Source organism: Uniformispora flossi (assembly GCF_049534875.1).
GTDB classification, from domain to species: domain Bacteria; phylum Actinomycetota; class Actinomycetes; order Streptomycetales; family Streptomycetaceae; genus Yinghuangia; species Yinghuangia aomiensis.
Map to the genome: position 1 here is coordinate 405,252 of NZ_JBMULZ010000004.1, position 16,060 is coordinate 421,311.

Here is a 16,060-nt window from a genome sequence, read left to right on the forward strand (position 1 = left end):
GGAAGCGTTCCGCGACAACCGACAGCCGGTCAGCACTTCGGGCCCGGGGGGCGACGGAGTGTCGGGGCGCACCGACGGTGTGCGGGGTTCGCAACGCCGCCGTTATTCCCGGCGGGCAAAATCGCCGGTAACTTGCCCGGATGGACACCTCGGGGACAATCGCGACCGCCGCCCCTCCCGGCCCGGCGGCGTCGGCGGCGGGTCCGCCGGGTGCCCGGACCGCACCGGCCTCGGGCCGCCAGGACCGGCCGGGCCTCGCCGGCATCACCGTCCGCGAGGCCCTGGAACTCCCGCCGCTGCGGCGCGGCCTGCCGGAGGTCGTGGCGTGCCCGGAGGGTCTGGAACGCGCCATCCGCTGGGTGCACACCAGCGAGGTCCCCAACATCGCGTCGCTGCTGCGCGGTGAGGAACTCCTGCTCACCACCGGCCTGGGCATCGGGCCCCGGCCCGCCGACCAGCGCCGTTTCGTGGCGCAGCTCGCGGACCGCGGCATCGCCGCGCTGGTCGTCGAACTCGGCCAGCGTTTCGACGTGCTGCCCGCCGCGATGGTGGAAGCCGCCCGCAGCCGCGGCCTGCCACTCGTCCAGCTGCACCGCGAAGTCCCTTTTGTGGCGGTCACCGAGGCGATCCACACGGAGATCGTCAACGGCCACTACGCACTGCTGCGGCAGGGCGAGGACGTGCACCGCCGCTGCACGGAGGTCCTGCTCGGCGGCGGCGGTGTCCCCGAAGTGCTGGCGCTGCTGGCCGACAACGTCGGCAACCCGGTGTACCTCGAGGACGCCGACGGACGGCTCCTCTACACCGCGTCGCCATCGGGCATCGGCCCCGAGGGCGACGCCGACCCTCTCGACGCGTGGGCCGGGCTGCGCGGCGGCCGCGGCGGTTCCGGAGCGTACGAACGGGCCGCCACCGCACTGGTGCCGGGCACCGCGCTCGTCGTCGACGTCCCCGCGGGCGGCCCCTCACCGGGGCAGAGCGGCCAGCCGCTGCGCGGCCGGCTCGTCGTGCTGCCGGTGCACGGTCCGGTGCTGCCGCTCGGCCGGATCGTCGTCGACCATGCCGCGGGCCTGCTCGCGGTGGCCTTGCGGCAGGCCCGGCACGAGGAGGAGCTCGCCGCCCGCGGCCGCGGGGACTTCCTCCGGGATCTGGCCGAGGGCCGGGTCGCCGAGGAGGACGCCGCCCGGCAGGCCCGGGTCCTGGGCTTCCAGCACGACACCGGCCCGCTGCTGCCGGTGGTGGTCCGCCTCGGCGCGGACGGCCCCGGCGAAGCCCTCGGCGAGGCCGTGGGCCCGGCGGACTGGGCGCCGATCGCCCGGGTCGTCCAGGAGGAGCTCGCGGGCCTCGGCCTGCCCACGCTGCTGGGCGTGCGCCCGGTCGAAGGCCGCCTCGCCCTGCTGCTGGGCCTGCGCGCGGCGGGCGAACGCGTCGCGGTCGCGGACCGCGTCGCCGCGGCTCTCCGCGCCGGCCTCGCCCGCGCCGGCCTCGCCCCCGGCCCGGTCCCCCCGGTCGTCGTGGTGGGCGCCGCGGGCCCGTGGCCGGCCGCGGGCCCCGGCCTCCGGCACGCCGCCGAGGCCGCCTCCGCGGCCCGCGGCCTCCCCGAGCAGCCGTGGTACGACGCCCGCCGCCTGGACATCGAACTCCTCCTGTGGCGCATGCGCGAACACGCCGACCTCGCCGCCTTCGTCCGCCGCGCGGTGGGGCCCCTCCTCGAACACGACCGCACCGCCCGGCAGCCACTCCTCCCCACCCTCCAGGCCTACCTGACCCATGCCGGCCGCAAGGCCGAGACGGCCCGCGACCTCCACCTGAACCGCCAGACGCTGTACGACCGCCTGGGCCGGATCTCGCTGCTGCTGGGCACGGACTTGGACGATCCGGAAACGGTGCTGGGCCTGCGCCTGGCATTGCAGGCCCGTCGCCACGTGTAGGACCGGCTCGGCTCGATCATGCGGTCGACGCCGTCCGGGTCCCGTTTGGTGACACCGGGGGGCGGTACTCCTTCGCGAAAAACGCTTTCCGCAAAGGCAAATCCGCATGGGCTACGCGCGCCCGTCGAACCCCTCTGCCAGCCCCTCTGCCAGCCCGTCTGCCAAGACCTCCGCGAGATGCCGCGGCCGCCGGTCCGTCAGCTCGCGGATCTGGGTGCGGCAGCTGAAGCCGTCCGCCAGGACCTCGGCGTCGGGCGTGGATTCCAAGGCCGGGAGCAGGCGTTCGGCGGCGATGCGGGTCGAGATCCCGGCGTGGCCCGGTTCGTAGCCGAAGTTGCCCGCGAGTCCGCAGCAACCGCCGGTCAAGGTGCCCGACAGACCCGCCTGTTCGCGGAGCGCGCGGTCGGCGGCGTCGCCGAGGATGGCGTGCTGGTGGCAGTGGAGCTGGCCGGTGACCGGGCGGTCGAGGCGGGGCGGGGTCCAGCCGGGGGCGTACTCGGCAAGGGTCTCGGCGAAGGTGCGGACCAGGCCGGGGAGTTCGGCCGCCTCGCGGCCGAGCAGCTCGGGCACGTCCGACCGCAGCGCCGCCGTGCAGGAAGGCTCAAGTCCGACGATGGGCAATCCTGCGGTCAGCGCCGGCTCCAGGGTGCGCAAGGTCCGGCGCATGACCCGGCGAGCGGTGTCGAGTTGACCCGTCGACACCCATGTCAGTCCGCAGCACACCGGCCGGGGCGGCACCACGACCGTCAGCCCCGCGTCCTCCAGCACCCGGACCGCCGCCCACGCGATCTCCGGGGCGAAGTGGTTCGTGAAGGTGTCCGGCCAGAGGACGACGCGCGGGCCGGGCGCACCGAGGGCCGAGCGGCGGACGGCAACCGGCCGGCGTCGGACCCAACCGCGGGTGAACGGCTCCGGCGCAAAGGCCGGCAGCCCGCGCGAGGGGTCGAGGCCCGCAAACCCCAGCCCCGCCCGTGCCAACGCCGGACGCGCCGCCAAACCGTTCACCACGCGCGCGGCCGACGGCACCGACGCCACCGCCCGCGCCCACCATGGCAGGGCGCCCAGCGTGTAGTGCGCCCGGGGCCGTACCCGCCCGGCGTAGTGGTGGTGCAGGAACTCCGCCTTGTAGGTGGCCATGTCCACGCCGACGGGGCAGTCGCTGCGGCAGCCCTTGCAGGACAGGCACAAGTCCAGCGCGTCGCGGACCTCCTCCGCGCGCCAGCCGTCCGTCACCACGTCGCCCACGAGCATTTCGTGCAGCAGCCGGGCCCGGCCGCGCGTCGAGTCCTTCTCCTCGCCGGTCGCGCGGAACGACGGGCACATGACGCCGCCGGACGCCGTCGACGCCGACTCGCGGCACTTGCCGACGCCGACACAGCGGCGAACCGCGGCCGCGAAGTCGCCGCCGTCGTGCGGGTATCCGAACGCGACCGGGACCGGCGTCCGGGGCATCCCGGCGAAGCGCAGGTCGGCGTCGATCGGGCGGGGGCGCACCAGGACGCCCGGGTTGAGCAGGTCGTCCGGATCCCATACGGACTTGAACCGCCCGAAGAGCCCGACCAGTTCGTCGCCGTACATGCGCGGCAGGAACTCGGCTCGGGCCTGTCCGTCTCCGTGCTCTCCGGAGAGCGAACCGCCGTGTGCCACCACGAGATCGGCGAGTTCGGACGAGAAGCCGCGGAATCGCGCCACCCCCGGTTCGCTGATCAGGTCGAAGTCGAAGCGGATGTGCACGCAGCCCTCGCCGAAATGCCCGTACGGCAGCCCGCGCAGGCCGAATCGCCCCATCAGCGTGTGGAGTTCACGCAGATAGGCAGCCAGGCGCTCCGGCGGCACGGCGGTGTCCTCCCACCCCGGCCATGCCTCGACGTCGCCCGCGAGCCGGGTCGCCGTGCCCGACGCCTCCTCGCGGATCCGCCACAGTGCCCGCTGCCCCGCGGCATCGGCCTCGATCCGGTACGCGGACGCCGACAGCCCCAGGCCGCGCGCGACGGACAACGCCCGTGCGTACGCCTCGTCGCGGGTGTCGCCGCCGGTCTCCACGAACAGCCACGCACCGCCGTCCGGCAGCCGCACCGAGCGCGCCGACCAGGCCAGCGCGGCGAGTTCCGCGCTGAGGCTCTCCACGGTCAGCGGCCCGTACGGCAGCACCGCCGGCGCCGCCTCCGCCGCCGCGATATCGTCCGCGAACCCCAGCACCGCCAGCGCCCGGACCCGCGGCGCCTCGACCAGCCGGACACCCGCACGCAGCACCACCGCACACGTGCCCTCGGTGCCGACCAGCGCACCCGCCAGATCGCGGCCGTGCTCGGGCAGCAGCCGGTCGAGCGCGTACCCGGACACCCGGCGGGCGAGCCGCGGAAAGCCGGTGCGGACAAGGGCGAGGTTGTCGTCCGCGAGCGCCAGCAACTCGGCACGGATCCGCTCCGCACCGATGTCCGAACCGGCCTCCGGCTCGACGGCGGACTCCGGGCCGACGCGCATGCGGACGCCGTCCGCGGTGAGCACGTCCAGCCACGCCACGTTGGCCGACGTCCGGCCCCATGCGACGGAATGCGCGCCGCACGAGTCGTTGCCGATCATGCCGCCGAGCGTGCAGCGGCTGTGCGTGGACGGGTCGGGGCCGAAGGTGAGGCCGTACGGCGCCGCGGCCGCGCGCAGGTCGTCGAGGACCACGCCCGGCTCGACCACCGCAATTCGCGCGTCCGGATCGAGCGACTCGATGCGCGTCAGGTGCCGCGCGGTGTCGAGCACCACACCGCGGCCGGTGGCCTGCCCGGCAATGCTGGTGCCGCCGCCGCGCACGGTCATCGGCGCCCGCTGTTCGTGGCAGACGGCCACCGCCGCGGCCAGATCCTCCACGTCGCGCGGGGTGACGACCCCGGTCGGGACATGCCGGTAGTTCGACGCGTCCATCGAATAGAGTCCGCGCGCCTGCGCGTCGAAACGGACCCCGCCCCGGATCCGCGCACGCAGCGCTTGCGCGAGGTCGGGGGCGGACGCTGCGGCGACGTCGGAATCAGGCACGGGCCAAGTCTGGCAACGCGCGCGGCCCGTGGCACCACAACCCGCCGCGAGTACGACCATCACACCGGTCAAGGGGGATCCCCTTGTCAAAGGCCTGACAAAGCAGCGCCGCGGACAGCAACCCCGTCATCCACAGGCTCCCGAGTTGTCCACAGCCCCCGCCCCCGCTCGACTCAGTCGAACTGCCCCGGATCCCCCGACTCGATCAGCTCCCGCAGCACGGCATCGTCCAGGTAGGCATCCCGCAGCAGCACCCCCAGGCTCCGAAGCGCCTCCCGGTCCCTGCCGTAAGCAGCGAACATGCCCGCCTCGCAGTCGTAGTCGAAGCGGCCGTCGAGCCCCGGGGCGCGGTTGCGCACCGCGGAGCGGGCCACGCCCTCCCACGCGTATCCGTTGCCGTACTGCCCGCACGCCTCGAACACCGCCATGACGCGCGGTTCGGCGACGTCGAGCAGCAGGCTGAACCGCCCGGGGCTGCTGGGGCTCTCCGACAAGGTCAGCGGTGCCAATGCCTCATGATCGGTCACGCGGGGATCGTAGAGGGCGGCGGCGACACCCGCCGTCTCACCCCGCGCCCCCACCCGGTCTCACTCCCCGTCGCCGGCGATTCCACATCCCGGTCCAGATCGTCTCACTTTGTGGATTTTGACGTTTCCATGACCCGGCCCCGGTTACCCTCACACCGTGGCCGAGATCCAGATTCCCGAAGAGCTGAAGCCCGTCGACGGCCGGTTCGGCGCGGGCCCGTCCAAGGTCCGTACGGAAGCGCTCAACGCGCTCGCCGCGACCGGCACCTCCCTGCTCGGAACCTCGCACCGGCAGGCGCCGGTCAAGAACGTGGTCCGCAAGGTCCGCGACGGGGTCCGCGAGCTGTTCCGTCTCCCCGAGGGCTACGAGGTGGTGCTCGGCAACGGCGGTTCGACCGCGTTCTGGGACATCGCCGCGTTCGGCCTGGTCGAGCGCAAGTCGCAGCACCTGTCGTTCGGCGAGTTCTCCTCCAAGTTCGCGTCGTCGGTCAAGGCCGCGCCGTGGCTGGACGAGCCGACCGTCGTCAAGTCCGAGCCCGGCACGCACCCGCTGCCGGTCGCCGAGGCCGGCGTCGACGCCTACGCGCTGACCCACAACGAGACCTCCACCGGCGTCGCCATGCCGATCAAGCGCGCCGCGGGCGCCGACGAGGGCTCCCTCGTCCTGGTCGACGCGACGTCCGGCGCGGGCGGCCTGCCGGTCGACCCGAACGAGTTCGACGTCTACTACTTCGCGCCGCAGAAGTGCTTCGCGGCCGACGGCGGCCTCTGGCTCGCCGCGTTCTCGCCCGCCGCGCTGGAGCGCGCCGCGCGGATCGCCGCGACCGACCGCTACATCCCGCCGTTCTTCGACCTGCCGACCGCGATCGACAACTCGGCGAAGGACCAGACGTACAACACCCCGGCCATCTCCACCCTGTTCCTCCTCGCCGACCAGCTCGAGTGGCTCAACGGCCAAGGCGGCCTGGACTGGGCCGTCGGCCGCACCGGCGACTCGTCGTCCCGCCTCTACACGTGGGCCGAGAAGTCCGCCTACGCGACCCCGTTCGTCACCGACCCGGCGCAGCGCTCGCAGGTCATCGGCACGATCGACTTCGCGGAGAGCGTCGACGCCGCGGCGGTCGCCAAGGTGCTGCGCGCCAACGGCATCGTCGACACCGAGCCGTACCGCAAGCTCGGCCGCAACCAACTCCGCATCGCGATGTTCCCGGCCGTCGAGCCGTCGGACGTCGAGGCGCTGACCGCCTGCATCGACCACGTGGTCGAGCGCCTGGGCTGAGCCCGGCGCGGACACCCGCGGCATCGGAGAACCCTCCCCCGGCCCCAAGCCGACGGGGAGGGTTTTTCCGTTGCCGCACCAAGTACCCTCTTCGCGTGAATCGCGCCGAAACCGCCGCACCCGGCATGTCCGCCGACGTCCCCACGACGGCACCCGCCGGCCGGGACCGGGCGACGTGGTTGCTGTACCTGCAGATGGCCGTGTTCGCATACTTCCTGTACTGCTTCGGCCCGTCCGTCCCGCTGCTCGGCGACGACCAGCACGTGGGCAAGGCCGTCGCGGGCCTGCACAGCACGGGCTATGCGGTCGGCGGCTTGGTCGTCGGCCTGCTCGGCAGCCGCCCGGTGCTGTGGTGGGGCCGCGGCCCCGCGCTGTGGGGGTCGTTCGCCACGCTCGCGGCGGGTGTCCTGGTGTACGGGCTCGGCCCCTGGCCCGCGGTGACCGTCACCGGCGCGATGCTGTGCGGGCTCGGCGGCTTCGCCGTCGTCAACCTGGTCGCCGCCGCGGTCGTCGACCACCACGGGCCGGATGCCGGGCCCGGCCGGCTCAGCGAAGCGCACGGCATCGGCGCCGCGGTCGGCATGGTCGCGCCGCTCGCGATCGGCGGCGCCCAGGCTTCCGGCCTCGGCTGGCGCTACGGCATGCTCGCCACCCCGCTGCTGATCGCCACCCTGTACGCGCTGTTCCGCAGCACCCGAATACCCGGGCACGACCGGGTCGCGGCCACCGTGCCCACGGAGCACCGCACCACCTCCGACCACCCCCTTCCCCGCCGCTACTGGTGGGCCTGGACTGTCGTCGTCACCGCCGTCGCCGTCGAGTTCTCCCTCTCCCTGTGGGCCTCCGACCTGCTCCGTGACCGCGCGGGACTGTCCGAAGGCGCCGCCGCGACCGCGATGACCGCGGTCGTCGCCGGCCTGTGCGCCGGCCGTCTCGCAGGCGGGACACTGACGCTGCGGTTCCCGCTCACCGGCGTCTACCTCACCGCGCTCGCGGTGAACTTCGCCGGGTTCGCCGTGCTGTGGCTGAGCACCGTGCCGTGGCTGTCGTTCGCGGGCCTGTTCGTCGCGGGCTGCGGCATGTCCGTGCAGTTTCCGCTGGCCGTCGCGCGGTCGATCGAATGCGCGGACGGCCGCAGCGACTTGGCCACCTCGCGCTCGGCGCTGGCGACCGCGCTGGCCGCGGGCGGCGCCCCGTTCCTGCTCGGGCTGCTCGCCGACTTGCTCGACACCCGCACGGCTTTCCTCATCGTGCCGGTCTTCCTGGCCGCCGCCGTGCCCGCGCTCCTGCTCAGCGGACGCACCGCGGCCGGGCCCGCCCGGTGAGCGCCGACGGGCGTCAGCCCTTCTTCCGGCCCCGGATCTGCATGACCACGTAGACGGTCAGCACGATCCCGAACACCGCCAGGAATCCGGGCCCGTACGCCTTCTGCTTCGGCCGCCCGGCATCCCCGTCCTGGTCCCCGCCCCCCGGCGCCGGAAGCGCCGGCGCGGCACTCGGTGCGGAACCGGGCCCCGGGGACACGACCTGCGGTCCCGCGGCCCCGCGGCCCGCCGCCATGTCCGGCACCGCCTCGCCCTCCAACGCGACCCGGTAAACCGTGCTGTTCGCGCCTTCGCTGCCGAACAGCACCGCCCGCCCGTCGCGGGTAAACGTCACCGACTCGCCCTGCTTCTGGAACGGCACGCTGACCGTGCCGATCTCCCGGCCCGGTGCGGCGTACATGGTGGCGCCGAAGTAGCCCCGCAGGATCAGCCGCGTGCCGTCCGGCGAGAACGCGCCGTCGGTCACCACCGGGGGTGCCGCGGCGACCCGGGTGAACGTGTTGACGGCGGAGTCGGACAACGCGGCGGGCTGCTCGTACACGGCGCCCTGATTGGCCTTGCTCGCGATGTACAGCTTCCCGCTGCGCGGATCGGCCATCAGCGCTTCCGCATCCCGCGGCCCGTCCTGGTAGCGCACCCGGTACTTCACCGGAGTGACCGTGGCGTCCTTCAGCTCGGCCGGTTCGGCGACGCGGTAGACCACCACCTCGGAGCGCTCGGCCTTGTTGTCGCCGATGTCGCCGACGAACAGCACCGGCCGCCCGGCGTCGTCCTTGCCGGTGGATATCGCCTCCCAGTCGCGGGCCTGCACCCCGGCGAGCGTCACCGTCGCTTTGGTTCGGCCGTCCGCACCGATCGCATAGATCCGCGGCTGGTCGCCGCTGTCGTTGTGGGTCCAGTAGACGTCGGCATGCAGCGCGCTGGCGGCCAGGCCGCTGGACTCGGTGATCCGCGGATCCTGGACCGCGAACAGCTCGCTCTGTGCGGTCTCCGCCCGCGCGGCGGCAACGGGCAGCAGCAGAAAGGCAATTACCGGCACGGCGGCCGCGGGCAGACGCGGGCGGGACAACCTCATGCCGCACAACAGTGCCAGCCCGCGTGTGCTGCGGCAGCGGAGGGTCGCCGTCGTCCCGTGGTCCGCCGTCCCGTGGTCCGCCGCCCCCGCCGGTCGGCCGCGCCGGGTCAGCCCGCGACCGTGTCCGGGGGTGCCGAGGTCCGCGCTTCGGGCTGCCCTGCTCGGGACTTCGCCGCCGACGACGCGTCCGCGGGCGCCGACGACGGCGGCACCGTCGAGTTGCCGCCGCCCCAGTAGCCCACCACGTCGACGGCGTCGCCCTGTTCGACCGAGTCGTAGAACTTGCGGGCGCCGGCCTGGGTGAACACTCCGATGACCGCCTGGTTCGCCAGATGGTCTTCGCAACCCTGGTCGGGGCACGCCGCGGGAGAGGTGACGTAGAGCAACTGGCCGTTGCCGGTGGCGAGTTCCACGACCCACGGCAGGCTGAGGTCGGATCCGCCCGCGGTCGCCGCGACTTCGAAGGCCTTGCTCTCGTACCGGCCGACGACTTCGAGGTGGGTCGGCCCGGTCAGGGTGTCCACCGCGGCGTCGTTCGCCACCGCGTCCATCATGTCGCCGCTCGGGCGTCCGGAGTCGTCGTAGATGGTGAGTTCGAGGTTGCCGATGTCGATGCGCGCGGCGGACGGCGACGCCGACGGCGTCGCGCCGTCAGACCCCGGTCCCGGCGTTCTGTTCGACGCCCCCGGGTCGGCGGCCTGGACCTGCTGCGGCCCGGCCGCCCCGGTAGGGCCCCGCTCGGGCGTGAGAGGCCCGGCGATGAGGACCCCGACGAGTGCGGCGGCGATCACCCCCGCGCCGCCCCAGGCGGCATGCCGCCGGTTGCGCCGCCGGACGCCCCGCTGCCGCACCTCGGCGGGCGACCACCGCGGCACCGCGGGCGAGGGCATCGGCAGGTCGCGCAGCGCGCGCGCCAGCGCGGGGTCCTGGTGCTGGTCGGGGTACACGTCGGCGAGGTCGTCGTCAGGAACGGGCACGGTTGTCCTCCGCCTCCCCTTCCCGGTCCCCGATGATCTTCGCGAGCGCCGCCCGGCCGCGCGACAGGCGGGCCTTGACGGTGCCGGTGGGGACGTCCGCCTCCGCGGCGATCTGGTCGACCGTCATGTCGCACAGGTGGTGCAGCACGATGGCCTGGCGCTGGGCTTCGGGAAGCTGCTTCAGCGCGGCGACCAGGGTCGCGTGGTTGGGGTCCGGACCTTCGACGGGCTGGTCGACGTGGTTGCGGCGGAGGAGTTCCCACCCGCGCTTGGCGCGCCGCCAGCGGCTCACCGCGAGCCGCCACGCGACGGTGCGGATCCACGCTTCGGGGGCGTCCGCGGCGAAGAACTGCGAGCGGCGGTCCCAGGCCCGGACGAACGCTTCCTGCACCACGTCCTGCGCCTCGGAGAAGTCCCCGGTCAGCGCATAGAGCTGGTGGACGAGGCGGGAGAACGACGCATGGTAGAACGCGTCGAACTCCTCCTCGGTCATGTGTCGTCGTCCCTCGGGGTCGGGCGCCCGGCCCGTGGCCGGCGGCCCCCCTCGGGGGCGCGGCACCGCGCGGGCCGGCTGCGTGGTCGGCCAAAGGACCGATGATCCCACAGGCCTTCCCGCCGCCGTTTCGGCCGTCCGCACCAGCACGCTCCGCGCCACCTCCGCCCATCCCGGGAATTACCGGTTCACCCGGGGGGATTACACACCGGCGAAGGCAGACGGTTGCACGGAAACTGTTACGAACCAGTGAAGGAAACCTGTGAGTCTCCTGGGAACGCCCCGGCCCGACGCGGTGCGGCGGGGGTGGGCGAAGGTTCGGCGGACCGGTCGGCGGCTGTTGCCGCAGGTCGACGCAGGGTCATCGCGAGGTCACTGGAATGCTGCACCGATCGCGACGGCAATGAGCAGGAGGATGAGGGTGGCGGACACGATCCGCGTACGCGTGCGTGGGTTCACCCGTCCAAACTAACCCCCGCGCGGCCCCACCCGGCTCCGGGCACGGGTCGAGGACGGCGGTCGGGTCGAAACCGCCGGGGTCGGCGGGCGGTGCGGGCCTACACCATCGGGGGTGGGCTACACCATCGAGAGCGCGAGCCGCCGCCGGAACGCGCCGAGGACGGTCAGGTCGCCGGTGCGCGACACCACCGTGCCGGGGCGGCGGCCCCACAGGTAGAGCAGCAGGTCCCCGGGATCGCCCGCGACGGCGGCGTCGGTGAAGCCCGGCGAGCGGGACACTTCGACGTTGTCGCGGCGCAGCGTCAGGCGCCAGTGCTGCTGGTGGGTGTGGACGCCGATGGTGCGGCCGACCGCCGCATCGGGTCCGGCCGCGTCGTACCGGATGGGCAGCAGTACGCGCAGGGCCTCGTCGATGCCGTCGACGGCGAGGTCGACGTCGATGGGCCTTGGGACGCCCACCGCCATCTCCACGTCCGTGCGGTGCATCGCTGCCTCGTGGGCCAGCCGCCGGTACCAGAATCCGACGTCGTCGGCGGAGCCGTCCCCGCCGTCCGCCGGGTCACCGGGGTCGCGGCGGGCCAGTTCCGCGCGGAGTTCGGCCAAAGCCTCGCTGTACCAGGCGAGCAGGTCTGCTCGGGGAGCCGCCGCCGCGGCTGGATCGCCGCGGTTTCCGGTGCGTAGTTGCTCGGTTGCCGTCCGGTAGACCGATCCGGTGTGTCCGACCAGATCGGCGACCGTCCATCCGGGGCAGGACGGGACCGGGGTGTCCAGTCCAGTCGCCGCGGATTCGGCCAGGCGTACGCCTTCCGCCTGGAGCGAGTGCTGGAATCGCACATAGTCCATAGGTCAATCGTTCCGCGTGGAACGATTGATGTCGATGACTTCCGTCACCCATGCGGGCTAGCAACCCATAAAGATTTGCCTTACACCGCAAGGATTTTGACTATGTGTTAGTTCTTGACCACAGGGGTAAGGAATCACACCGCAACGGGTTCGGGACTGGTCGCGGGCGCCCGGTCCACCAGATGGACGGCCGGGTGCGGGCGCACCCGCACACGCACCTTCAGGCCGGAATTCCGGGCCAGGACAAGGCCTACGGCGACCGCCGCGGCGGCGGACACCGCGCCGCCGAAGAACAGCGCCGCGCGCGGCCCGAATTGCTCGGCGATCCAGCCCACCAGCGGGCCGCCGAGGGGCGTACCGCCCATGAACACGAGCATGTACAGGCCCATCACCCGCCCTCGCAGCGCGGCGTCCACGCCGAGTTGCACGGTGGAATTCGCCGCGGTGTTGAAGGTGATCCCGGCGATGCCGATGGGGATCAACGCGATCGCGAAGCTCCAGTAGCCCGGCATCAGCGAGGCCACGACGCTCAGCACGCCGAAGGCCAGGGCCGCGCCGATGAGCATGCGCATCCGCGACCGCCCGCGCCGCGCGGCGAGCAGGGCGCCGGCCAGCGAGCCGAGGGCGAAGACCGTGTTGAGGAGGCCGAACGCGCCGGGTCCGGCGTGGAAGACCTGGTTGGCGAAGCCGCCGAGGGTGACCGCGAAGTTGAAGCCGAAGGTGCCGATGAAGCCGACCAGGGCGAACGTCGCGATCAGGTCGGGACGAGCCCGCACGTACCGCAGGGCTTCGCGGAGCTGGCCGGGTTCGCGGCGCACCGGCACGACCGGGTTCAGTTCGCGCTCGCGCATCGCGGCCAGGCCGGCGATGACGGCGGCGTACGACACCGCGTTGACGGCGAAGACCCAGCCGGTGCCGATCGCGGCGATGAGCAGACCCGCGACGGCGGGGCCGGTGATGCGGGCGAGCTGGAAGTTGGCGGAGTTGAGGCTGACCGCGTTGGGCAGGTCCTTGCGGCCGACCATTTCGACGACGAAGGACTGGCGGGTCGGGTTGTCGACGGCGGTGGCCAGGCCGAGGCCGACGGCGAGCAGCCACACGTGCCAGACGTCGACGGCGCCCGTGAGGTCGAGGACCGCGAGGGTGGCGGCGAGCAGGCCCATCACGGTCTGGGTGGCGATGAGCAGCGGGCGCTTGCGGTAGCGGTCGGCGATCGCGCCGCCCCACAGGCCGAACAGCAGCATGGGCAGGAACTGGAGACCGGTGGTGATGCCGAGCGCCATCGCGCTGCCGGTGAGCTTCAGGACCAGCCAGTCCTGGGCGAGGCGCTGCATCCAGGTGCCGGTGTTGGAGACGACCTGGCCCGCCGCGAAGAGGCGGTAGTTGCGGTTGTGGAGCGAGGAAAACATGGATGGTCGGGCCGGTCCGGCACTGGCCTGCGGCGCGGCGGTGGCCAAGGCGCTCCCTTCATCGGACGGACGTGCGGCACCGCGAGCACGGTGCGTCTCCTCGTCCGTCCGACCCCTTCGGCCGTCCGCCTCGTTCCCCCCGTCAGAGCTGGGCGAGGCGCTCCAGGACGGGCACGGCGGCGCGGAGCGCGGCCAGCTCGTCCTCGGAGAGCGCTTCGAGGTGCGCGGCGAGCCACGCGTTCCCGAGGCGCCGGCTCTCGGCGACCACGTGGGCCGCCGGTTCGGTGGCGGTGACCGTGATCTGGCGGCGGTCGTCGGGGTGCGGATCGCGGCGCACGAGGCCGCGGTCCTCCAACCCGGCGATGACGCGCGTCATCGACGGCGGCTGCACCTTTTCGTGCCGGGCCAGTTCGCCGGGGGTCATGGCCCCTTTGGCGACCAGGACGCCCAGCACGGAAAGCTGCGTGGGGCTCAGGGTCTCGTCCGCCCGCTGGTTGCGCAGGCGGCGGGCGAGCTTGAGCACGGACGCGCGGAGCACGGCGACCGAGGCGCGGTCGGAATCGGACAAGGACACGTTCGTTAGCTTAGATCATTACCTTCGCTAACGGCCAACGGATTCTGCACCCGTCCTATTCCGTCAGTTCACGCCCAGCAGCTGCTCGATCGGGTCGATGGCGAAGTAGACGAAGAAGAACGCCGCGACGATCCACAGCAGCCACGGCACCTGCTTGGCCTTGCCGTTGGCGGCCTTGAGCACGACGTAGGCGAGGAAGCCCGCGCCGATGCCGTTGGTGATCGAGTAGGTGAACGGCATGAGCACGATCGTGAGGAACGCCGGGACGGCCAGCTCCCAGTCGTCCCAGTCGATCTTCTTCACCTGGGTCATGAGCAGGAAGCCGACCGCGACCAGCGCCGGAGTGGCGGCCTGGTACGGCACCACGGTGGCCAGCGGGGTGAGGAACAGGGCGGCGGCGAAGAACAGGCCGGTGACCACGTTGGCGAAGCCGGTGCGGGCGCCTTCGCCGACGCCCGCGGTGGACTCCACGTAGCAGGTGTTGGACGAGCAGGACGCGGCGCCGCCCGCGACGGCGGCGAGGCCGTCGACGAACAGGATCCGGCCGATGCGCGGCATCTTGCCCTTCTCGTCCACCAGCCCGGCCTCGCTGCTGACGCCGATGATCGTGCCCATCGCGTCGAAGAAGTCGGACAGCATGAGGGTGAACACGAAGATCACCGCGGTGAGCACGCCGACCTCGGAGAACGCGCCGGTCAGGCTCACATTGCCGAGCAGCCCGAAGTCCGGCGTGGAGACGACCTGGTCCGGCACCTCGGGCTGGATCAGGCCCCACTGACCGGGCGCGATGTCGGCGATCCCGTTGACGATCATGGCCAGCACGGTCATCAGCACGATGCTGATGAGGATGGCGCCCCGCACCTTGCGGACGAGCAGCACGAAGGTGAGCAGCACGCCGAGGCAGAACACCAGCGTCGGCCAGCCCTGCAGGTGGCCGTCGGTGCCGAGGGTGACCGGGACGGTCGAGCCGGCCGCGTCCGGGGTGCGGGAGATGAAGCCCGCGTCGACGAGGCCGAGGAAGGCGATGAACGAGCCGATGCCGACCCCGATGGCCTGTTTCAGCCCCAGCGGGATGGCGTCCATGATCAGTTCGCGTAGCCCGGTGACCACCAGCAGCACGATCGCGATGCCGGACAGCACCACCAGGCCCATCGCGTCGGGCCACGACATCTTCGGCGCGATCTGGAAGGCGACCACGCCGTTGAGGCCGAGCCCGGCGGCGATCGCCAGCGGGATGTTGCCGACCACCCCCATGATCACCGTCATCACCGCGGCCACCAGGACGGTCATGGTGACCACCTGTCCGTGCGACAGGTGGTGGCCGTACTTGTCCGTCGCGCCGCTCAGGATGATCGGGTTCAGCACGATGATGTAGGCCATCGTGAAGAAGGTCGCGATGCCGCCGCGCGCCTCCTGGAGCGGCGAGGAGCCCCGCTCGGAGATCTTGAAGAAGCGGTCGTTGGCTCGCGCGCCGCGCGCGGCCAGCGCGGCGATCCGGCCCTTCTTCGGCGGCTTGGGCGCGGGGGTGCGGACGGCGGATGCGGGGGCACCGGCGGTCATGAAGGCGTTCCTCGGGGACTGCGGCGCGGGCGGGGACGAGCGCCGGTTCGGATGTTCCTCCAGGGGGAGGCCGGCGGTTGCGGGGATTCCCTGGGGAAAGCTCCAACTCCTTATCCGGCGCTCACAGGGTGCCAGACAGGTACGCATCGGACGAAACCGGTCGCGTGTCGCATACCCCCTCCCAAGACCCCCCGTCCACCCGCGCCGAGTAGCCTTGCCGCTTGTGACCAGGCAGCAAGCGCGCATCCGCCGCCCCGACCCCGAACCGCTCGAAGCCGACGATGTGAAGATCGTCGCAGTCGGCACGGTGGTCTGGTTCGCCCTGTTCCTCATGTCGCTGCCGTTCCGCGACACCCTCGCCGACGACGGCCACGAGTGGTGGTCGTGGTGCGCGCTGGCCGGCGCCGGGCTGGGGATACTCGGCCTCTGGTACGTGCGCCGCCGGCACGCGGCGCTGGACCGCCGGGACGCCGAACGCCACGCCGCCGAATACGCCGCGCGGCACCCGAACGCCCCGCGCGACGACCCGGACATGCCCCGCGACTGAACACACCGGCAAACCGCACAAAATCGGTCATCTC

The 16,060-nt window shown here is 72.7% G+C and carries 13 protein-coding genes; 4 read left to right on the forward strand and 9 right to left on the reverse strand.

Annotated features, from left to right (window positions below; all coding sequences use genetic code 11):
* Positions 1–140: 140 nt before the first annotated feature.
* Positions 141–1,931, forward strand: coding sequence for a PucR family transcriptional regulator (locus tag ACPA54_RS11700; RefSeq protein ID WP_423528701.1), 1,791 nt, complete (start codon positions 141–143; stop codon positions 1,929–1,931).
* A 111-nt stretch (positions 1,932–2,042) separates the two neighbouring features.
* Here ACPA54_RS11700 and ACPA54_RS11705 read toward each other — a convergent pair whose 3' ends face one another.
* Positions 2,043–5,018, reverse strand: a complete 2,976-nt coding sequence (locus ACPA54_RS11705) for an FAD-binding and (Fe-S)-binding domain-containing protein (protein ID WP_423529003.1) — start codon at positions 5,016–5,018, stop codon at positions 2,043–2,045.
* A 113-nt stretch (positions 5,019–5,131) separates the two neighbouring features.
* Positions 5,132–5,485 (reverse strand): Imm51 family immunity protein, encoded by a 354-nt coding sequence (locus ACPA54_RS11710; RefSeq protein ID WP_423528703.1) that lies wholly within the window; start codon positions 5,483–5,485, stop codon positions 5,132–5,134.
* Between the two features lie 157 nt (positions 5,486–5,642).
* On the opposite strand from ACPA54_RS11710, the gene serC reads away from it, so the two are divergent.
* On the forward strand, positions 5,643–6,764 hold the full coding sequence (serC, locus tag ACPA54_RS11715; RefSeq protein WP_423528704.1) for a phosphoserine transaminase: 1,122 nt from the start codon (positions 5,643–5,645) through the stop codon (positions 6,762–6,764).
* A gap of 95 nt (positions 6,765–6,859) precedes the next feature.
* A complete protein-coding gene (locus ACPA54_RS11720) occupies positions 6,860–8,089 on the forward strand; it encodes an MFS transporter (protein ID WP_423528706.1) in 1,230 nt (409 codons plus the stop codon).
* A 13-nt stretch (positions 8,090–8,102) separates the two neighbouring features.
* Here the strand turns inward: ACPA54_RS11720 and ACPA54_RS11725 are convergent, their stop codons facing one another.
* From ACPA54_RS11725 to ACPA54_RS11755, 7 genes are all read right to left on the reverse strand, one after another.
* Positions 8,103–9,164 carry a hypothetical protein gene (locus ACPA54_RS11725; protein ID WP_423528708.1) on the reverse strand — a complete coding sequence of 354 codons (1,062 nt, stop codon included), beginning with the start codon at positions 9,162–9,164 and terminating at the stop codon, positions 8,103–8,105.
* A gap of 107 nt (positions 9,165–9,271) precedes the next feature.
* Complete coding sequence (locus ACPA54_RS11730) at positions 9,272–10,141, reverse strand: AsmA family protein (RefSeq protein ID WP_423528710.1); 870 nt, start codon at positions 10,139–10,141, stop codon at positions 9,272–9,274.
* Positions 10,128–10,634 (reverse strand): SigE family RNA polymerase sigma factor, encoded by a 507-nt coding sequence (locus tag ACPA54_RS11735; protein ID WP_423528712.1) that lies wholly within the window; start codon positions 10,632–10,634, stop codon positions 10,128–10,130. The genes ACPA54_RS11730 and ACPA54_RS11735 overlap by 14 nt, the downstream gene beginning before the upstream one ends.
* Before the next feature lie 576 nt (positions 10,635–11,210).
* A complete protein-coding gene (locus ACPA54_RS11740; protein ID WP_423528713.1) occupies positions 11,211–11,936 on the reverse strand; it encodes a maleylpyruvate isomerase family mycothiol-dependent enzyme in 726 nt (241 codons plus the stop codon).
* Between the two features lie 134 nt (positions 11,937–12,070).
* Positions 12,071–13,345, reverse strand: coding sequence for an MFS transporter (locus tag ACPA54_RS11745; RefSeq protein ID WP_423528715.1), 1,275 nt, complete (start codon positions 13,343–13,345; stop codon positions 12,071–12,073).
* Between the two features lie 142 nt (positions 13,346–13,487).
* A complete protein-coding gene (locus ACPA54_RS11750) occupies positions 13,488–13,919 on the reverse strand; it encodes a MarR family winged helix-turn-helix transcriptional regulator (protein WP_423528717.1) in 432 nt (143 codons plus the stop codon).
* Positions 13,920–13,982: 63 nt separating this feature from the next.
* Positions 13,983–15,479 carry an NCS2 family permease gene (locus tag ACPA54_RS11755; RefSeq protein ID WP_423528719.1) on the reverse strand — a complete coding sequence of 499 codons (1,497 nt, stop codon included), beginning with the start codon at positions 15,477–15,479 and terminating at the stop codon, positions 13,983–13,985.
* Between the two features lie 223 nt (positions 15,480–15,702).
* On the opposite strand from ACPA54_RS11755, the gene ACPA54_RS11760 reads away from it, so the two are divergent.
* Positions 15,703–16,026, forward strand: coding sequence for a DUF2530 domain-containing protein (locus ACPA54_RS11760; protein WP_423528721.1), 324 nt, complete (start codon positions 15,703–15,705; stop codon positions 16,024–16,026).
* Positions 16,027–16,060 lie beyond the last annotated feature (34 nt).